We start from the raw sequence: 16,180 nt of genomic DNA, 5'->3' as shown, positions 1-16,180 counted from the left end.
AAAAATAGCGTGACTACATTGCCACTATAGAAAGAAGCACAAACCAGCCACCATCGTCCTAAAGAACGATACCCAGAGGGAGGGGGGATTCTTGTAACTATCCGAAAAGTACCAAGAAAATCAGTAGAAATAAAAATATACGCTTGAATATCAATATATAACAATCATTTCAGTCATTAATATATTAATAATAATTTGACAAAAGATACCAAATCCTAATAAATCAAGACCAAGCCACTTTTTATCAGTTTTAAATACTGTTATCGACCTCACGTTATTAACATGTTTATTTTATGTTAACAATAATAAGGCGCATGATAATTACCTGACTCACTATGGAAGGTAATCAAATGAGCCCACCTCAATTTAGCGACCACCAGCAAACATTAATTGATTGTTGCCTAAATACTATCGCGCACATTATTCCGATTTCTGCGTCAGTATATTACCTTGTCAACGACCACTGGCAGCCTGACAACTATGTGTTACATGGGATCCCCGCTCAAATGCATCGTGATTATCTGGCTTATTTTCACCAGCTCGATCCACTCCACCCCGATAAATTTCGTGGGGATGATCTACGATTGGTGAGAATGGATCCTGAAGTCCGCCAGCAAAATCAGGCTTTCTTTCATGATTTTATGCAGCCAAATAACCTAACCGATATGGCTGAGATTTTTATTCGCCGGAAAAATAAAATTATTGCGGGGATTTCGGTATTGCGGGATAGCCCATTTTCTCAACACGAGATTATGCGGTTAAACGCTATTTTACCTGTCGCTGAGTTGATGACGTTTGATATCCTGCCAGATTCGTTGGTGTCCTACACACCAAAAGAACAGGAAATCATACATTTAGTGCGTGAAGGCGCGAGTAACAAGCGCATCGCATTGTTATTGGGCGTGTCATTATCCACAGTCAAAACTCATCTGCGTAATATATTCACCAAAGCCAATGTTACTAACCGAACTGAACTTGTATCGTCAGGGTTTATTATTCGCCAGGAAAAGTTTTAATTAACTAGCGGCCACCCGCCGCATCAATAATCGAGCCCGTCACATAGGATGAGGCATCACTCAGCAGCCATGAAATAATTTCAGCAATCTCTTCAGGCTCGCCGCCTCTTTTCAGTGGTAACTGTGCCGCAACCCGATCAACCCGCCCCGCCTCACCGCCATCTTGGTGCATTTGTGTATAAATATAGCCGGGACGAACGCCATTTACGCGTATCCCTAACTCAGCTAACTCTAATGATAGTCCCTTAGTAATGGAGTCTACTGCGCCTTTTGACGCAGCATAATCGATATATTCTCCAGGCGCACCTAAACGTGCTGCCGCTGACGAAACATTCACAATCGCTTTTTTATCAAAGTGGTTAAAATGGCGGGCCAGTTGGATAAACTCACGGCAGCAGATCAATAACCCAGTGACATTTGTGGCCAGAACCGTATTAATTCGCTGTGCTGTTAACGCCTCTGTTTTGCATTGCTGAAATAAAATACCCGCATTGTTGACTAAGTAGTGCAAGTCACCATGTTGCTGCTTAATGGTCTCGAACAACTTAACAACCTCACTTTCACTACTTATGTCACACGCTAATGCATACGCAAGGCCACCAAATGCCTGAATCTGTGCGATCACCTCTTTTGCCGCCTGATGATCACTTTTATAGTTAATGAGTACTCGCATACCAAGCTGTGCAAGCTGTATTGCAGTTGCACGACCAATACCTCGGCTTCCGCCGGTGATCAATACTGTTTTCATATCATGACCTAGCTCAACGATAATAGATTGCTATCATAGCCATAATTTTCATGTCAAGACGACTAAAAGCATAAAAAAACCCGGCACGATGGCCGGGAAGCAGTTGAACAATACTCAAGATTAACCACTAATAACGCACCATGACAGATTTTAATTCGGTGTAATACTCAATAAAGGCACTGCCAAACTCGCGGCCAATACCTGAAGATTTAATACCACCAAATGGTACCGCAGGGTCAAGGAAGGTATGCATATTCACCCAGACTGTGCCCGCTTCAATACGTGAAATCATTCGCATCGCCTTGCTGAGGTCATTTGTCCACACGCTAGCTGCTAAACCGAATGGCGTGCTATTCATCATCTCAATAAGTTGTTCTTCATCATCGTAACTTAAGAAGGTGCCGACAGGACCAAAGGTTTCTTCCTTCATCAACGCATCTTCTGGGCTATTCGCTCGGATGATTGTAGGTGGAACAAAATACCCTGCTCCTGCAATAGGCTGACCACCATAAATAATTTCGCTGCCATCTTGGCGTGCTTTCTCAAACAAGCTGAGAATTTTTTCATAGTGGGCTTTGTTGGCAAGCGGGCCCATTTCCGTTGTTTCGTCTAATGGAGAACCAATTTTTATCGCAGATAAACGGGTTTTAAGCTCAGCCAACACCTCATCCATTAATTTGGATGGAATGTAAAAACGCTCTGCCGCCGCACAGATTTGCCCTTGGTTTAGGTAACCCGCTTCGATAATGCCATTAACGATTTTTTCGACAGGTAAATCGGCCAAGAATGCCGCACCGTTTTTACCCCCCAGCTCTAAGGTCACACGGGTTAATTTTCCTTCCATCGCTGTGCGCCCTACCGCCAGCCCAGTCGGTACAGACCCCGTAAAGGTCACTTTAGAACATAATGGATGTTGAATAAGTGCAGGCCCCACTTCACGACCACCACCATTGACGATATTAATCACACCGTCTGGGATCCCTGCTTCTTTCGCTAATTCCACCACGCGTAACATGGTCAGTGGCGTAAACTCGCTCGGCTTTAATACAATCGTACAACCACAGGTTAATGCAGCCGCCAATTTCCAAATAGAAATCATGATGGAGAAATTCCATGGAATGATCCCTGCAACTACCCCAACAGGCTCACGCTGCGTAAACGCAGAATACTTTTCACCGTTAAATGATGGCAGTGACACATTTAACGTTTCACCGCTAATTTTTGTTGCCCAACCTGCGAAATAGCGTAAAAACTGCGCCGCTGAACCTACTTCAAGGAAACGTGAAAGTTGGATAGTCTTCCCTGAACATAAGGTTTCGAGCTGCGCGAGTTCTTCAAGGTGCTTCTCAAGTAAATCCGCAAGGCGGTTTAGGCAGTTACCCCGTTCCATTGGCGTGGTATTTGCCCAAACACCTTTGAATGCCGCGTGTGCCGCATTCATTGCTGCATCCACTTCCGCTAATGTCCCTTCTTTGACTTTAGCGATAATTTGTTCTGTGGCTGGATTGACGACGTTAAAAAAAGTCTCGCCTTTGCCAGAAACCGGCAACCCATTGATAAAATGCCCATGTTGACGTTTCAGAAATTCGCTGACTTCAGGTAATAGGGTTAACTCACTCATCGCAATCACTCCACTAAATAGAAATTAATTAAGCATTCACACAAGCTAGGTAGTGCTTAACGAAACGTGGGGCATCAATTTCCCATAAAACTTCAGTACCTTTCGCTGCAAACCATGTATCACCTTTATGGTATTCAACGGTCACACCCGTTTTGACATCGGTTAATTTAACTGAGCCTTCATGCACTGTTGCCATTTCATCAAATGGATAAACCATCTTAAACTTGCCTGTTGTGCACGCAAAAATACCGCAAGTCAGGTTATCAGTTGGCTCACCGTGCACCATAGCCACGCTTGCTTGTGGATCGCCCTCGACTACCACAGAGCCTAAGTTTGTTACGCTACCAATGTTCAGCAGTTCTGGAAGTGGTTTATTCAGCAGTAATGGACTAATCATGATGTTTACCTTTAATCGATTTCAATAAAATAATTAAACTGATACGAATTAGCGGCGACCCTGCCAGTAACCCGATGTTTGGTGCATGATTTTTGCAAGTGAAACAATCACATTGCGCATGCTGTCTTTACCAATAATATTCGCGTGAGGAATCGAACTCATTAAGTCATAACGGTGAGAACCTTCCACCATTCCTTCGGCCAATACCTTGCACACAATTTGGCTTGGCGTGACACCAAAACCTGAGTAACCCTGCGCATAAAACACATTTTTATGTTGAGGCAACGAACCTATTTGCGGGAAAAGATTCGCGCTACAGGCCATTGGCCCACCCCATGCTAATTCGATTTTGACATCTTTTAGGTAAGGGAAGACTTTCAACATTAAATTACGATTCCACGCTTTTAAATCAGACGGAATGTACTCAAGAAAATGCGTTGAACTACCGAATAACAAACGGTTTTCGTTGGTCACACGGTAATAATCAATCACAGGGCGAATATCACTATAAGCGCCGCGAATTGGGCTGATTTGCTCAATTAACTCGTCAGACAGCTCTTCTGTCATTAACTGATAGGCATAGGTGTTAATGGTTTTTGGGTAAATCGTTGGCTCAAGGCCATTTAAGAATGAGTCACATGCCCACAGCATTTTCTGGGCTTTCACGGTGCCCATCGCGGTTCTGACTTTGATGGTATTACCATACTCAACATTCAAAACTTGGCTATTTTCAAAAATTTTAGCGCCATAAATTTCGCTAACCGCTTTCGCCTCACCCAATAACAGATTCAGCGAGTGTACATGCCCACCACCCATATGTTTGATACCACAGGTATAAGCATCTGAACCGATAATCTGTTTTAGCTCAGAGCCGCTGTAAAATTCAATTTCCTCATCGGGGTCAACCGATTTGAAATCTTTCAGCCAGCTACGCAGTGTTTTTTCTTGGCGAGCGTTGCTCCCTAAATAAGCATATCCACGGCAAAAGTCCGCATCAATATCATATTTAGCAATGCGCTCACGCATAATTCCAGCACCCATATTGCTGAGCTTAAAGATGGTTTCTAGTCCTTCAGGACCCACATATTTTTTGATTGCATCAATGTCATGGCCAATTCCTGCCATCACTTGACCACCATTGCGCCCAGAACCACCGTAACCGAGGTAACGTCCTTCCAAAATAGCGATATTGGTAATCCCTTTCTCGCACAATTCAAGCGCGGTATGGATACCTGAAAATCCTCCCCCAATGATCACAACATCTACATCAAGGTCTTCTTTCAATATTGGAAAGCGTAAGTCGTATTTTTTAGTCGCCGAGTAATAAGTTAATGATTCTACTTGGTTATTCATAATGGATACCCTGTTTAGTATCTTGCAATACCTCGATTATCTTAACCTTACATTAACAATTACATAGCCCTTTAGGGACATTCGAAACATTAAGTTAACATTTGTGAGCCAAGTAGAATATTTAAATAAAAATAAAATTTTAATAAATTATTGTTTGTTATTTATATTCAATGAATTAAGTAAACATTTCGATATTAACAATATTTTTTACGTTTTTTTAACAAAAATGAATGGAGTATAAAAAAAAATGAAAAAATCCGTAATCACATGATTAATAACATAATTAATATTACTTATTATTCTAGCTATATTTACACTCACCTAACACAATCACTGGGTAATTCGATTCATTAATAAATTAAACAATTCCGCTTGTGAATTAATATTCAATTTTTGATAGATGTTTTTACGATGATTTTTGACGGTACCAAGACTAATGAAAAGTGACTCGGCAATTTGAGGAGATCCCTTACCTTCAAGGATCAACTCCACCACTTCACACTCCCTTGGCGTTAAACCGAAACGTGTTTGCCTATCTGCCATTTGATAATGGCTCGATACCGCATTGGGGGAGACCTCTTTATGCAATCGGGCCATACTACAAATAATTTCAAACGCTTCTTTTAATGGGGCTTGCGTGTATTTTTCAGAGAAAAATGGCCTATCTTCATTACCGAAAAATATGCCCAACTGCCTGTCCGCAGAAATTTCCAATAGCAATCCTGCCTCATCACACCAACCTGTTTTACGGTAAAAATTAAGGTAATAATCCGTATGATAAAAACCTTTAGGCGCTAACTCTTTCAAGGTAAGAACTTTAGAAGTCCCCCCTTTTTGGATCTCTTGATAAAACGGATCCATTAAATAAGCGCCGCGTTGATAGATTCGGTTCACACTGTCGCTATTTCGCCTTTCAACCTTGGACAAAAAGCGAGGAGGAGTTCCTTTCTCAAAGGAATAGACTATCGCATTATCAAAAGCGATAAAGGACGATAACCATGATAATAAATTAGGGTAAAACTGGTTAGTTGCAATAGAATCAATTACATCCGGTAATTTGGTAAGATAATTATCCATTTCGCCCCCAAGTTTATTAACTTATTAATGAATTAAATTTGGCTCGCAAATGCATTAGCCCAAAAGGATATAAAAAACACATTATTTGCCTAAGCTCAAACCACTTGTTATTAATATGTTAATCAAATCACAGTATCGTCCAAAAGTATTAATATTTTGTTACTAAATATTTGATGTGGGATAAGCAAACCAGAAGCGGATCACATGAAACTCTCTCATAATTTATTAGTCTAATAATTAATAAAAATGGCTTTATACAAGGAGATACGATGCCTTTACACAAAATTATTTTGGATTGTGACCCTGGGCATGATGATGCCATGGCTATTTTATTAGCCCTAGGTAATCCGAATGTAGAATTGCTAGCGGTCACGACGGTTGTGGGAAATCAAACCCTAGAAAAAGTCACTCACAATGCACGTGCTATCCTAGAGTTTGCAGGCGCTAAACATATTCCGATTGCTGCGGGTTGCCCACGCCCTTTAGTTCGGGCTATTCAGAATGCCGCTGAAGTACACGGGATTAGTGGCTTAGATGGTACCCACCTCCCAGAACCTACATTACCCCTTGATAAGCGCCATGCTGTTGACTTGATTATTGATACCCTTAAATCGCATCCCGCGAAAACGATCACTTTAGTGCCAATCGGTGGCTTAACAAATATTGCCCTTGCAGTGAGAAAAGCCCCTGAAATTGTTGAGTTAGTAAAAGAGGTCGTACTCATGGGGGGCGGGTATCATACGGGGAATCGCTCCGCTGTTGCCGAATTCAATATCGCCATTGATCCAGAAGCGGCCCATATTGTTTTTAACGAAAAATGGCCATTAACAATGGTTGGACTGGATTTAACTCACCAAGCAAAACCAACAGATGCCATCATGGCTGAAATTGCCGCACTCAATACACCGATTAGCCGGTTTGTCGTTGAATCATTGAATTACTACACGGCGGGATATCGCCAACGTAACGGCTACAGCGACCATGCGCCAGTACATGACCCGTGTGCCGTTGCCTATGTTATTGACCCATCAATGATAGAAACGTGCAAAGCCCCTGTTGATATTGAACTTCAAGGGACATTAACGCTTGGGATGACAGTAACCGATTTTCGTGCTCAAGCCCCCGCGGATTGCCATACACAAGTGGCAACGAAGCTTAATAATCAACGATTATGGGAAATGTTTATTAATGCACTAAAGCAATTAGGTAAATAATAAAAAGGTAGCTTATCCGACTGAATAAGCTACCCATTTAAACGATTAGGCTTTTAAGATATCTTTTAATTTCGTATAGCGTCTAATTAAGCGCCATTTTAATTTTACCGTTGTCGCATGGTTCCACACAATTTCCCAATACCCTTTATCGAAAAATTGCTGCACCATTTCTTTGCGAATTTCAGGGGATTTAATTGCAAGTAAGGCTTGAACAACCCCTAATCCCTCTTTACCTACTTGCCAAATGCATGCAGGCGCTTGTTTGACTTGCTCTGGATAACGCTGGTAAATCGCTAACAACATATCAATAATTTTTAAATAAGTATTAATCTTACGCACCGACCGCTCATCACCACTCAATGAATGAGAAACAGATTGGTTATGGATCAGGTAGCGATAGTATTGCTCATTAATAAACTGCACGCGCTTTGCAACCAGTAAAACTTCCGTTGTCCACGGAATATCTTGGTGGTGTAGCTTCGGCTCAAAGAAAAAGTTATGTTGACGTAACATATCTAAACGGTACAAATTCAGCCAAGTTACATGTAGAAACTTACGGGAACTCAGCCCTTTTTCTAGCCATTCAGGGCCACTAATTACCCCTGTAGAAGGCACCTTATTTGGCGGAAAAATCGCTTTTGGTGCATCACCATTCGTATAAACATAGGTACCATTACAAGTTGCAACGTCCAAGTCACCCGCTAATGCGATTTCTAACAACCTGCCATACATTTTGGGACTAATTTCATCATCAATATCAGGAAAGGTAATGTACTTCCCTGTTGCTTCAACCATTCCAGTATTACGTGCAACTGATACGCCTTGGTTTTCTTGAGACAATATTTTCAACTGACTGAATTTATCCTCATACTCTTTGATAATTCCTTCGCTATTATCCTTAGAGCCATCATTAACCACAATGAGCTCCCAGTTTTCTAAATTTTGTGCTAACAGACTGTCAAAGAATTGAGGTAAAAATTTTTCACCATTATAAACCGCAACAACAATACTCAAAACTGGCTGAGAAGACATGAATTAACCCTATACCAATCAATTTAAAATTACTAACCCAAGGCAACATTGCTAAAGACAACAAATGGAAACTCATTTTCAGAGTTTGCAGAAATTCACTAGTTAGAAAAGAAAAAAGTGCTTTGGTTCCATTGTCATAAAAATTTCATAATCAAATAATACTGGAGATAAGTAATAAATGCGTTATTTAAAACTTAAATAAGTTATTAAGTGAGAATGAACTTATTATCACTTAACCAGCCTAATAAACATTAACAACATCTTAAACAAACTTAATAGAGGGTTTGCGGTGGCAGGAAGTAGCTTACTAACATTACTGGATGATATTGCAGCTGTACTTGATGATGTTGCAGTGATGACGAAAATGGCTGCAAAAAAAACCTCTGGGGTTTTAGGGGATGACCTTGCTTTGAATGCTCAACAAGTGACGGGTGTTCGCGCTGAACGGGAAATTCCTGTTGTTTGGTCCGTTGCTAAAGGCTCATTTATCAATAAATTAATTTTAGTTCCTCTGGCTTTATTGATCAGCGCATTTATTCCTTGGGCTATCACGCCGTTATTAATGTTAGGTGGCGCTTACCTATGCTTTGAAGGCGCAGAAAAAATAGCCCATAATATTTTTCATTCCGATGAAAAAATAGCCGTACAAGTGCACCCCCTATCCGAAGATAAACTGGCTGAATTTGAAAAAGAAAAAATCAAAGGCGCTATCCGCACTGATTTTATTTTATCCGCCGAAATTATTGCGATTACATTAGGTATAGTATCTACCACCACATTAGTTAACCAGTTTGCAGTTCTGTCTCTTATTGCCATTATCATGACCATTGGCGTCTATGGACTCGTTGCTGGGATTGTTAAACTTGATGACTTAGGATTTTATCTCCAAAAGAAAACCTCTACGCTATTACAAAAACTAGGTAATGGCCTTATTTATGTAACGCCCTATTTGATGAAGACACTTTCCGTTGTCGGTACTGCTGCCATGTTTATGGTTGGAGGCGGGATTATCACACATGGCATTCACTACTTCTCTGATTGGATTGAAGAATTATCTTTTACTGCCCTATTAACCCCTGTCATTGGTAGTACTATGCAATTTATCCTACCAACAATAATTAACTTATTCTTTGGCTTCATCATAGGCATGTGTCTTGTCATGCTCTTCGCTTTGATCAAGAAAATTAAAAAATTCTAATATCAAAAATAGAATAGTGCGTTTTATTCACATTATTCTATTTTCTTACTCGCTCACTCGATGAAATAAAAAATACCTTTAGTCAATTTTTTATTATTTCATTGTCTTTTACATCATCGATATATAATTAAATACATATCGAAGATTTCAAATTTTGAGTATTTACGATATATCCTGCACCCATTTTTTTACAGGATAAAAATATTCAGTCTGATCTAAATCAAAAGAAACTCATCTTTAATTTACGTTATAATACGTAATCAGAGTAAGAAAAACAGCAAACAAATATAATTTTAACCTTATCTATCAATACATAAGATTATATTTAAGTTTTTATACTCTCTTTTGAAAGCACTGTATGCTGAGTAAATCTCTTTAAGTTAATACTAAAGTAGTATATTTAATAAAGTTGTCTTTATGAACAATAGAGCCAACCTAACCTTAAAGCTGGCTTCATTATGGATTTTTGAGGACCCCAAAATGCCGACTCTGTATCGTCGATTTTCGATAATAAACCAAGTCATTGGCCTCATGCTACTGATTGCAATACTTGGTATTATTGGTATGACGATTTCCAATCGTATGATCATCAGCGTGCAAGGTAATGCGCACGCAATCAATAAGTCTGGCTCATTACGCATGCAAAGCTACCGATTGCTTTCATTGGTTCCTCTTAATCAACAAAATCAACACTATCTTGACGCTCTAGAAAAAGATTTGCTAAGTCCTGAACTCACGCAAGTTGTTAAAGTTGAAAGTTTAACACCACAATTTAATGAGCTTCTCAATTTTTGGCTACAAATATTACGCCCTGCATTAATGGATGCTAACACGCCAAATGACGCAAGATACGAAGTCATATCTTTCGTTAATAAACTAGATGAGTTGGTTCATAATATTGATGAAAAGACTGAAAGAAAAATAGCTTATGTCGCCATGACACAACTTATTTTCATTAGTTTAGTATTTTTGCTGTTAATGGGCACTATATGGCACTTACGTCGAAAAATTTACTACCCATGGATGAAATTACTGTCCATGGTGACGGCTATTGGGCAAAAGGATTTCAGCCAGCGCTATCCCAAAAATAACCGGCAAGATGAATTAAATGCACTGGGTGAAACGCTAAATCAGATGTCTGAAGAACTCGCACAAAGCTATCATCAGCTAGAAGAGCGTGTTGCAGAAAAAACAGCCGATCTAACAACTAAAAACCGAGTGCTTTCCTATTTATACCAGTCTAATCAAATACTTCACTCATCTGAACCACTTTACTTAAGGCTGCAAAAAGTTCTTATTGAGCTGAAGAATATTACCATATTAAACAATCTGGCTTTACGGTTATACGAAGATAACAATGAAGCCTATTTTCATGAAATCAATTGCCAATCAATAGGGTTACACGACGAACTACCGCAGCTAAATGAAAGACAAGATAGCCCATCCGAAAATCAAAAACTGCTGACTATACAGTGGGAATTATCAGACAATATGCATCGTTATGGCGTCATTATTGGTGAAATAGAGCACGGTCAAGCCTTATCTGATGAGCAAAATAACCTAGTCTCTGTACTGGTAAAGCAAATATCTGGCATGTTAGCGATGGAGCACCAAATTGAACAACAACAACAGTTGTTAATTATGGATGAACGCTCTGCCATTGCACGTGAGCTGCATGACTCAATTGCCCAATCGCTATCTTGCTTAAAAATGCAAATTAGCTACCTACAACTACAGCCTGAGCCATTACCCGAAAAACCACAGCAATTATTAACTGAGATGCGCAGTGAAATTAATACGGCTTACAGTCAGTTGAGAGAGCTTTTAACCACATTTAGGTTAAAACTAACGGAACCAGGGCTGCTCCCATCCCTAGAAAGTACGATTAGTGAATTCAATGAACGAATGGGCTATACGATTAAGTTGCACTATGATATCCCTGCGAAAAGTATCTCGCCACATCAATCAATTCATATTATACAGATAATCCGAGAAGCCCTAAGTAACATTTTAAAACACGCAAATGCAAGCTGGGCTGAAGTCTCCTTAACGCAAAATTCAGGCATTATTTGTATTAAAGTTACCGATGATGGTGGTGGAATTACATCAAATGCCGATAAACTTAATCACTATGGCCTAATTATTATGAGAGAAAGAGCCCTCAGCCTTAATGGTGAATGTCTTATTATTCCCAGACCTCAAGGCGGAACCGAAGTTAAGGTTACTTTCCCTTTATCTGAAGCTTAATACACCGGAGAAAATCATCTATGGAAAATACAAATACAATGAATGATAAATCAACCATTCTACTTATTGATGATCATCCGATGCTGAGAAATGGAGTCAAACAACTGATTAGTTTAGAACCTTCATTACAAGTTATCGGTGAAGCGGGCGATGGAAAGGCTGGAATTCAAATTGCAGAAGAACAAGACCCTGACCTCATCCTACTCGATCTAAATATGCCAGGAATGAATGGTTTTGAAACACTTGATGAGCTAAGAAAAAGAGAGCTTTCGGGTCGAATTATCCTCTTTACTGTCTCAAATTATAGTGATGATTTAGTGAATGCTTTAAAGCGTGGTGCAGATGGCTATTTATTAAAAGATATGGAACCAGAAGAACTGATTGTTGCACTCAAAGAAGCTGCAAGTGGGAAGTTAGTTGTCAGCCCTACCCTCACATCCGTTCTTGCCGAATCTTTACGTGATAATCCGACCCATGATGAAAATAATATAGCAACACTAACACCACGGGAGGCGGATATCTTAGAACTTATTGCACAAGGTCTTTCTAATAAAATGATTGCACGCAAGCTAGATATTGCAGAAAGCACAGTAAAAGTTCATGTAAAACACTTACTTAAAAAGCTAAATTTAAAATCTCGTGTTGAAGCTGCCGTTTGGGTTTTACAACAAAAGTAGATAATGGGAATGGCAGTATCAATAATGATATAGCTGCCATTTTTATCAAAAAAGTAAGTTCGTAAAGGTGCAATAAGTATCTTAAATAAATAGCTCAAATCTACAATTTTATTTTTTTTATTATAATAGACTGCTGCAATAACTTTAATGATGGAAATATAACAAGATGGAAGACGATTTAATTTTAGTTAATGAAAATGATGTTGCTATAGGTACTATGCCTAAATTACTCGCACACCAGCTCGGGCGCTTACATCGTGCATTTTCCATCTTCATTTTTAATGAACAGAATGAGCTCTTAATTCAACAAAGAGCTGCTCATAAATACCACTCTGCTGGCCAGTGGGCTAATACATGTTGCAGCCATCCAAAACCAAATGAAAAAACACTTGATGCAGCTGAGCGAAGACTTCAAGAAGAACTGGGCTTTACTACACCACTAACCCATGTAGGCTCTCTTCTCTATCGAGAAGATGTAAATGGCGGATTAATTGAACATGAATATGACCACCTATATATTGGTCACTACGATAAAATAGTCTCGCCCAATATAGAAGAAGTCATGTCCGTCCGTTGGGTTAGTATTTCTAAACTTATTGATGAAGTTAACCAACAACCGGAGATTTTTACGCCTTGGTTTAAAGAAATTCTAAATAAGTACCCATCATTAAATTTCAATACAAATTAAATAACAGCTCGATGATTATATTTTATAATTCAAAATATAGTCATTTATCAATTTTAATTCTTTCGAAAGTGACTTATCTTCGCCATTTAAATCAATATATTCACATATCCCACGATAAATATCTTCTGTTTTTGAAGATAATAGATAAGAGGGCTCCTTTTCTTTTCTTAAATTAATTGCTTGCACAACACATAAAAATACTATCGAAATTAACTCATACCCATATATTAATTGGCTTTGTAATTTTTCAGCAACGAGTTGCGCATTCGTAGCGGTATCTTCAACACCTCCTGCGACAGGAAAATAATCTAATGAAACAGGCATTGCTAGATTTTTAATTCTCATTGCTAAAGCAACTGCAGGTTTTTCAATAGCACCGAGTGCATGAAATGCAGTCGCATTACCTAAAAATCGAGTTAGTTGTGTAAAATAAGGGTCATTGAGTTTTACTATCTGCTGCATGCTTGCTAAAGCATGATGAGCAACTGCCAAACTTAATTTTTCGATAGCTAAGACCCAAGGTAATGTTTCAAAGTTCCCACTGGGAAGCACCACCTTATAACGATAATTCTCAGCCAAATTATTATGCACACTCTCAGTAAGCACACATGGATTATCATTTGATCCATTTACTTGAATGAGAAGCTGTGCTTTCGCTTGTTCATAACTTAAGTGTAACTCCGCAAGTCGAAATACCCCGCAACGATAACTTAATGGATCTTGTAAATGTCGTTCATCGTCATAAGACTCCAATGTAGAGCCTGCTAATAAACCTCTAAGCTTTGCGCCCATAGCAATTACCTCAGGGTAAGCTGAAGCATTCAAAACCTGTTGATTTAAAGGTGAGATATTACCATTTAAGGCTTGAAGATTTAAACAATATAGTAATTCACTTATCTTTATGTAATGCGCTATTTTTAATAACGCAACTACTGCTATAGCAACAGAATAAGCATTTGAACATAATAAAGAGAGTGAATCTTTTGCCCAAGGCTCTATGGGTGCAATACCAGCAAATTGAAGTGCCTTTAAAGACGGCATTGTTTTACCTTGATAAATGACCTCACCTTCTCCTAGCATTGCAAGCCCTATATGGCTCAGTATTGTAATATCGCCTTCATCAATAGAACCAATACTTGGTATAAAAGGAATGATATTTTTGTTAAGCAATTCAACGTAAGTATTCACTACTCTAGGTTGAACTCCACTATAGCCATTCAGCAACATGTTAATATGAATTCCCATGACTGCCCTAGCTAAACCGCTATCTATAGACTTACCTATACCTACAGAATGTGCACGTATTAGTTTTTTGTTAAAAATCGTTGATTTTTCAATTAATTCCTTAGTAAAACCTCCATTTAATTTTATATATTCCATGTCTTTATTTAAGCCAACTCCTACGGTTAAACCATATATTTTTGCGCCCTTTTCCGCTTCTGATATTAATATTTTATGGCTTTTCTCTAATTTCTCCATTACTGCACAACTCACAGCAATATCTTCACCATTCATAATTAGTTCCACATCATGAAAGCTCATATTTTTTCCATTTAATAAAACCATACCTCCCCCTTTAAAAATAAATAAAGTGATAATAAAAAACCGTCTTTCTCATTTATTTATATTAAACACCAAATTTTTTCATCTTTAAACTTTAACTAACAGTCATTATTAATTAGGAGAGAACAATAATTATAATGAAATAATTTTATTGAATTTAAAAACCCTCAATAAATATAGTGAGTAACTAACAGCTAAACTTCTAATTATTTAATTTTATTTTTCACGACCACCATAACATAGGCCAATGGTGCTTATATGTAGCTATAATTAATACAACAACAGGTGATAGCATATAAAAATTCAAGCAAGATGAGGAGTGTGATAATACAAGTTAATTTTATAGCAATCCATTGATTAACTAGAATTTCCCATTCTCCTACCGCAAGACTTAACGAAAAAACAAACCAAGCTAAGTACCACTCTTTATTATCAAGTACGTTTAAATTATAAAAGTGCCATAAACCGATAAGTTAGTTGTTGAGTGGATTATTGATTAACAATAACAAGAAGTGGCATAAATACAGAAGACGATTTTCGATGTGAAAAGGGAGAATAAAGGAAGCTAACATGATGAAACCGTGATAACCCCGGTAATTACTAAGTGAACTACTAATTGCCTTATGATTAACTAATCTCTTCATCTTTAAGCATTACCAATGCTACCCCCCCCACAACAAGATTGCCCGCTAACCTTTATCAGCCTCACTTACGCAACTACAGTACCATAAACAGATAAGTTAGTTACTAAGTAAACCACTGATTGGCTTATGATTAACTGACAAAGAGCTTTATCGCTTCATCTTCAGGCCTTACCTACGCTAAAAAGACAGCACCCACAACAAGAATACCCGCTAATCTTTACCAGCCTCACTTACGCAACTACAGTGCCATAAACAGATAAGTTAGTTGCTAGGTGGATCATTGATTAACCTATGGCTTTTGAGCCGCTTCCTCTTTCAACTATAAAAAGGAACGGGCAGAGTAAACAAAGCGAAGCACACCACGTGGCTCACACCACCGTAAATTGCGCCATTTCCCGTTTCCCCAAACGCAAAAAAGCCACCCATTGGGTGGCTTTCTCACTAATTTAATGTCTGGCAGTTCCCTACTCTCACATGGGGAGACCCCACACTACCATCGGCGCTACGGCGTTTCACTGCTGAGTTCGGCATGGGGTCAGGTGGGACCACCGCGCTATTGCCGCCAGACAAATTCGGTTTCGTTCCCGTTCAGCTCACTTTTGTGTACTAAACCAGAACATCAATCTTAAACAAGCTGTGTGTCCTTCACCTTTCGGCTTCTCACTCTTTCATTGAATCAACTCATCTCTCTAAAACACCTTCGGT

Annotated in this window: 13 protein-coding genes and 1 rRNA gene; 6 read left to right on the top strand and 8 right to left on the bottom strand. The window is 38.9% G+C overall.

Annotation, left to right across the window (positions count from 1 at the left end; all coding sequences use genetic code 11):
* Positions 1–350: 350 nt before the first annotated feature.
* Positions 351–1,016 carry a helix-turn-helix transcriptional regulator gene (locus tag AC4IFO_RS02360; RefSeq protein WP_490731541.1) on the top strand — a complete coding sequence of 222 codons (666 nt, stop codon included), beginning with the start codon at positions 351–353 and terminating at the stop codon, positions 1,014–1,016.
* A gap of 4 nt (positions 1,017–1,020) precedes the next feature.
* On the opposite strand, the gene AC4IFO_RS02355 is transcribed toward AC4IFO_RS02360, so the two are convergent.
* The 5 genes from AC4IFO_RS02355 to AC4IFO_RS02335 form a co-directional block, all read right to left on the bottom strand.
* Positions 1,021–1,764 (bottom strand): SDR family oxidoreductase, encoded by a 744-nt coding sequence (locus tag AC4IFO_RS02355; RefSeq protein WP_490731539.1) that lies wholly within the window; start codon positions 1,762–1,764, stop codon positions 1,021–1,023.
* A gap of 127 nt (positions 1,765–1,891) precedes the next feature.
* Entirely contained in the window at positions 1,892–3,385 is a 1,494-nt protein-coding gene (locus tag AC4IFO_RS02350) for an aldehyde dehydrogenase family protein (protein ID WP_490731537.1), read from the bottom strand.
* Between the two features lie 28 nt (positions 3,386–3,413).
* Positions 3,414–3,782, bottom strand: a complete 369-nt coding sequence (locus AC4IFO_RS02345) for a cupin domain-containing protein (protein ID WP_353244298.1) — start codon at positions 3,780–3,782, stop codon at positions 3,414–3,416.
* A gap of 48 nt (positions 3,783–3,830) precedes the next feature.
* The gene (locus tag AC4IFO_RS02340; RefSeq protein WP_490731534.1) at positions 3,831–5,135 is read right to left on the bottom strand and encodes an NAD(P)/FAD-dependent oxidoreductase; all 1,305 of its coding nucleotides are present in this window, start codon (positions 5,133–5,135) and stop codon (positions 3,831–3,833) included.
* Between the two features lie 330 nt (positions 5,136–5,465).
* Positions 5,466–6,212, bottom strand: a complete 747-nt coding sequence (locus AC4IFO_RS02335; RefSeq protein WP_490731532.1) for a helix-turn-helix transcriptional regulator — start codon at positions 6,210–6,212, stop codon at positions 5,466–5,468.
* 269 nt (positions 6,213–6,481) lie between these two features.
* Here AC4IFO_RS02335 and uriH point away from each other — a divergent pair, with 269 nt between their 5' ends.
* Entirely contained in the window at positions 6,482–7,426 is a 945-nt protein-coding gene (gene uriH / locus AC4IFO_RS02330) for a uridine-preferring nucleoside hydrolase UriH (RefSeq protein ID WP_490731530.1), read from the top strand.
* Positions 7,427–7,471: 45 nt separating this feature from the next.
* Here uriH and AC4IFO_RS02325 read toward each other — a convergent pair whose 3' ends face one another.
* On the bottom strand, positions 7,472–8,458 hold the full coding sequence (locus tag AC4IFO_RS02325) for a glycosyltransferase (RefSeq protein WP_490731528.1): 987 nt from the start codon (positions 8,456–8,458) through the stop codon (positions 7,472–7,474).
* Between the two features lie 289 nt (positions 8,459–8,747).
* Between AC4IFO_RS02325 and AC4IFO_RS02320 the strand changes: the two genes are divergently transcribed.
* The 4 genes from AC4IFO_RS02320 to idi all read left to right on the top strand — a co-directional run bounded on the left by AC4IFO_RS02320 (position 8,748) and on the right by idi (position 13,268).
* Complete coding sequence (locus tag AC4IFO_RS02320; protein WP_490731526.1) at positions 8,748–9,656, top strand: DUF808 domain-containing protein; 909 nt, start codon at positions 8,748–8,750, stop codon at positions 9,654–9,656.
* A 480-nt stretch (positions 9,657–10,136) separates the two neighbouring features.
* On the top strand, positions 10,137–11,903 hold the full coding sequence (gene narX / locus AC4IFO_RS02315; protein ID WP_490731524.1) for a nitrate/nitrite two-component system sensor histidine kinase NarX: 1,767 nt from the start codon (positions 10,137–10,139) through the stop codon (positions 11,901–11,903).
* 20 nt (positions 11,904–11,923) lie between these two features.
* Positions 11,924–12,580 (top strand): two-component system response regulator NarL, encoded by a 657-nt coding sequence (gene narL / locus AC4IFO_RS02310; RefSeq protein ID WP_490731522.1) that lies wholly within the window; start codon positions 11,924–11,926, stop codon positions 12,578–12,580.
* A 166-nt stretch (positions 12,581–12,746) separates the two neighbouring features.
* On the top strand, positions 12,747–13,268 hold the full coding sequence (gene idi / locus AC4IFO_RS02305) for an isopentenyl-diphosphate Delta-isomerase (protein WP_490731520.1): 522 nt from the start codon (positions 12,747–12,749) through the stop codon (positions 13,266–13,268).
* Between the two features lie 15 nt (positions 13,269–13,283).
* Here the strand turns inward: idi and AC4IFO_RS02300 are convergent, their stop codons facing one another.
* Complete coding sequence (locus tag AC4IFO_RS02300; RefSeq protein ID WP_490731518.1) at positions 13,284–14,834, bottom strand: aromatic amino acid lyase; 1,551 nt, start codon at positions 14,832–14,834, stop codon at positions 13,284–13,286.
* A 1,092-nt stretch (positions 14,835–15,926) separates the two neighbouring features.
* Positions 15,927–16,042, bottom strand: a 5S ribosomal RNA gene (gene rrf / locus AC4IFO_RS02295).
* Positions 16,043–16,180: the final 138 nt, after the last annotated feature.

Source organism: Providencia sp. UF-224 (assembly GCF_058245955.1).
The sequence above is the reverse complement of the archived record's forward strand: the minus strand, read 5'-3'. Positions and strand labels throughout refer to the sequence as shown.

What these genes read in the sequence shown, in the direction of transcription:
- AC4IFO_RS02360 (WP_490731541.1), top strand. Translation starts at nt 351, where the DNA reads ATGAGCCCACCTCAATTTAGCGACCACCAGCAAACATTAATTGATTGT.
- AC4IFO_RS02355 (WP_490731539.1), bottom strand. Translation starts at nt 1,764, where the DNA reads ATGAAAACAGTATTGATCACCGGCGGAAGCCGAGGTATTGGTCGTGCA.
- AC4IFO_RS02350 (WP_490731537.1), bottom strand. Translation starts at nt 3,385, where the DNA reads ATGAGTGAGTTAACCCTATTACCTGAAGTCAGCGAATTTCTGAAACGT.
- AC4IFO_RS02345 (WP_353244298.1), bottom strand. Translation starts at nt 3,782, where the DNA reads ATGATTAGTCCATTACTGCTGAATAAACCACTTCCAGAACTGCTGAAC.
- AC4IFO_RS02340 (WP_490731534.1), bottom strand. Translation starts at nt 5,135, where the DNA reads ATGAATAACCAAGTAGAATCATTAACTTATTACTCGGCGACTAAAAAA.
- AC4IFO_RS02335 (WP_490731532.1), bottom strand. Translation starts at nt 6,212, where the DNA reads ATGGATAATTATCTTACCAAATTACCGGATGTAATTGATTCTATTGCA.
- uriH (WP_490731530.1), top strand. Translation starts at nt 6,482, where the DNA reads ATGCCTTTACACAAAATTATTTTGGATTGTGACCCTGGGCATGATGAT.
- AC4IFO_RS02325 (WP_490731528.1), bottom strand. Translation starts at nt 8,458, where the DNA reads ATGTCTTCTCAGCCAGTTTTGAGTATTGTTGTTGCGGTTTATAATGGT.
- narX (WP_490731524.1), top strand. Translation starts at nt 10,137, where the DNA reads ATGCCGACTCTGTATCGTCGATTTTCGATAATAAACCAAGTCATTGGC.
- narL (WP_490731522.1), top strand. Translation starts at nt 11,924, where the DNA reads ATGGAAAATACAAATACAATGAATGATAAATCAACCATTCTACTTATT.
- idi (WP_490731520.1), top strand. Translation starts at nt 12,747, where the DNA reads ATGGAAGACGATTTAATTTTAGTTAATGAAAATGATGTTGCTATAGGT.
- AC4IFO_RS02300 (WP_490731518.1), bottom strand. Translation starts at nt 14,834, where the DNA reads ATGGTTTTATTAAATGGAAAAAATATGAGCTTTCATGATGTGGAACTA.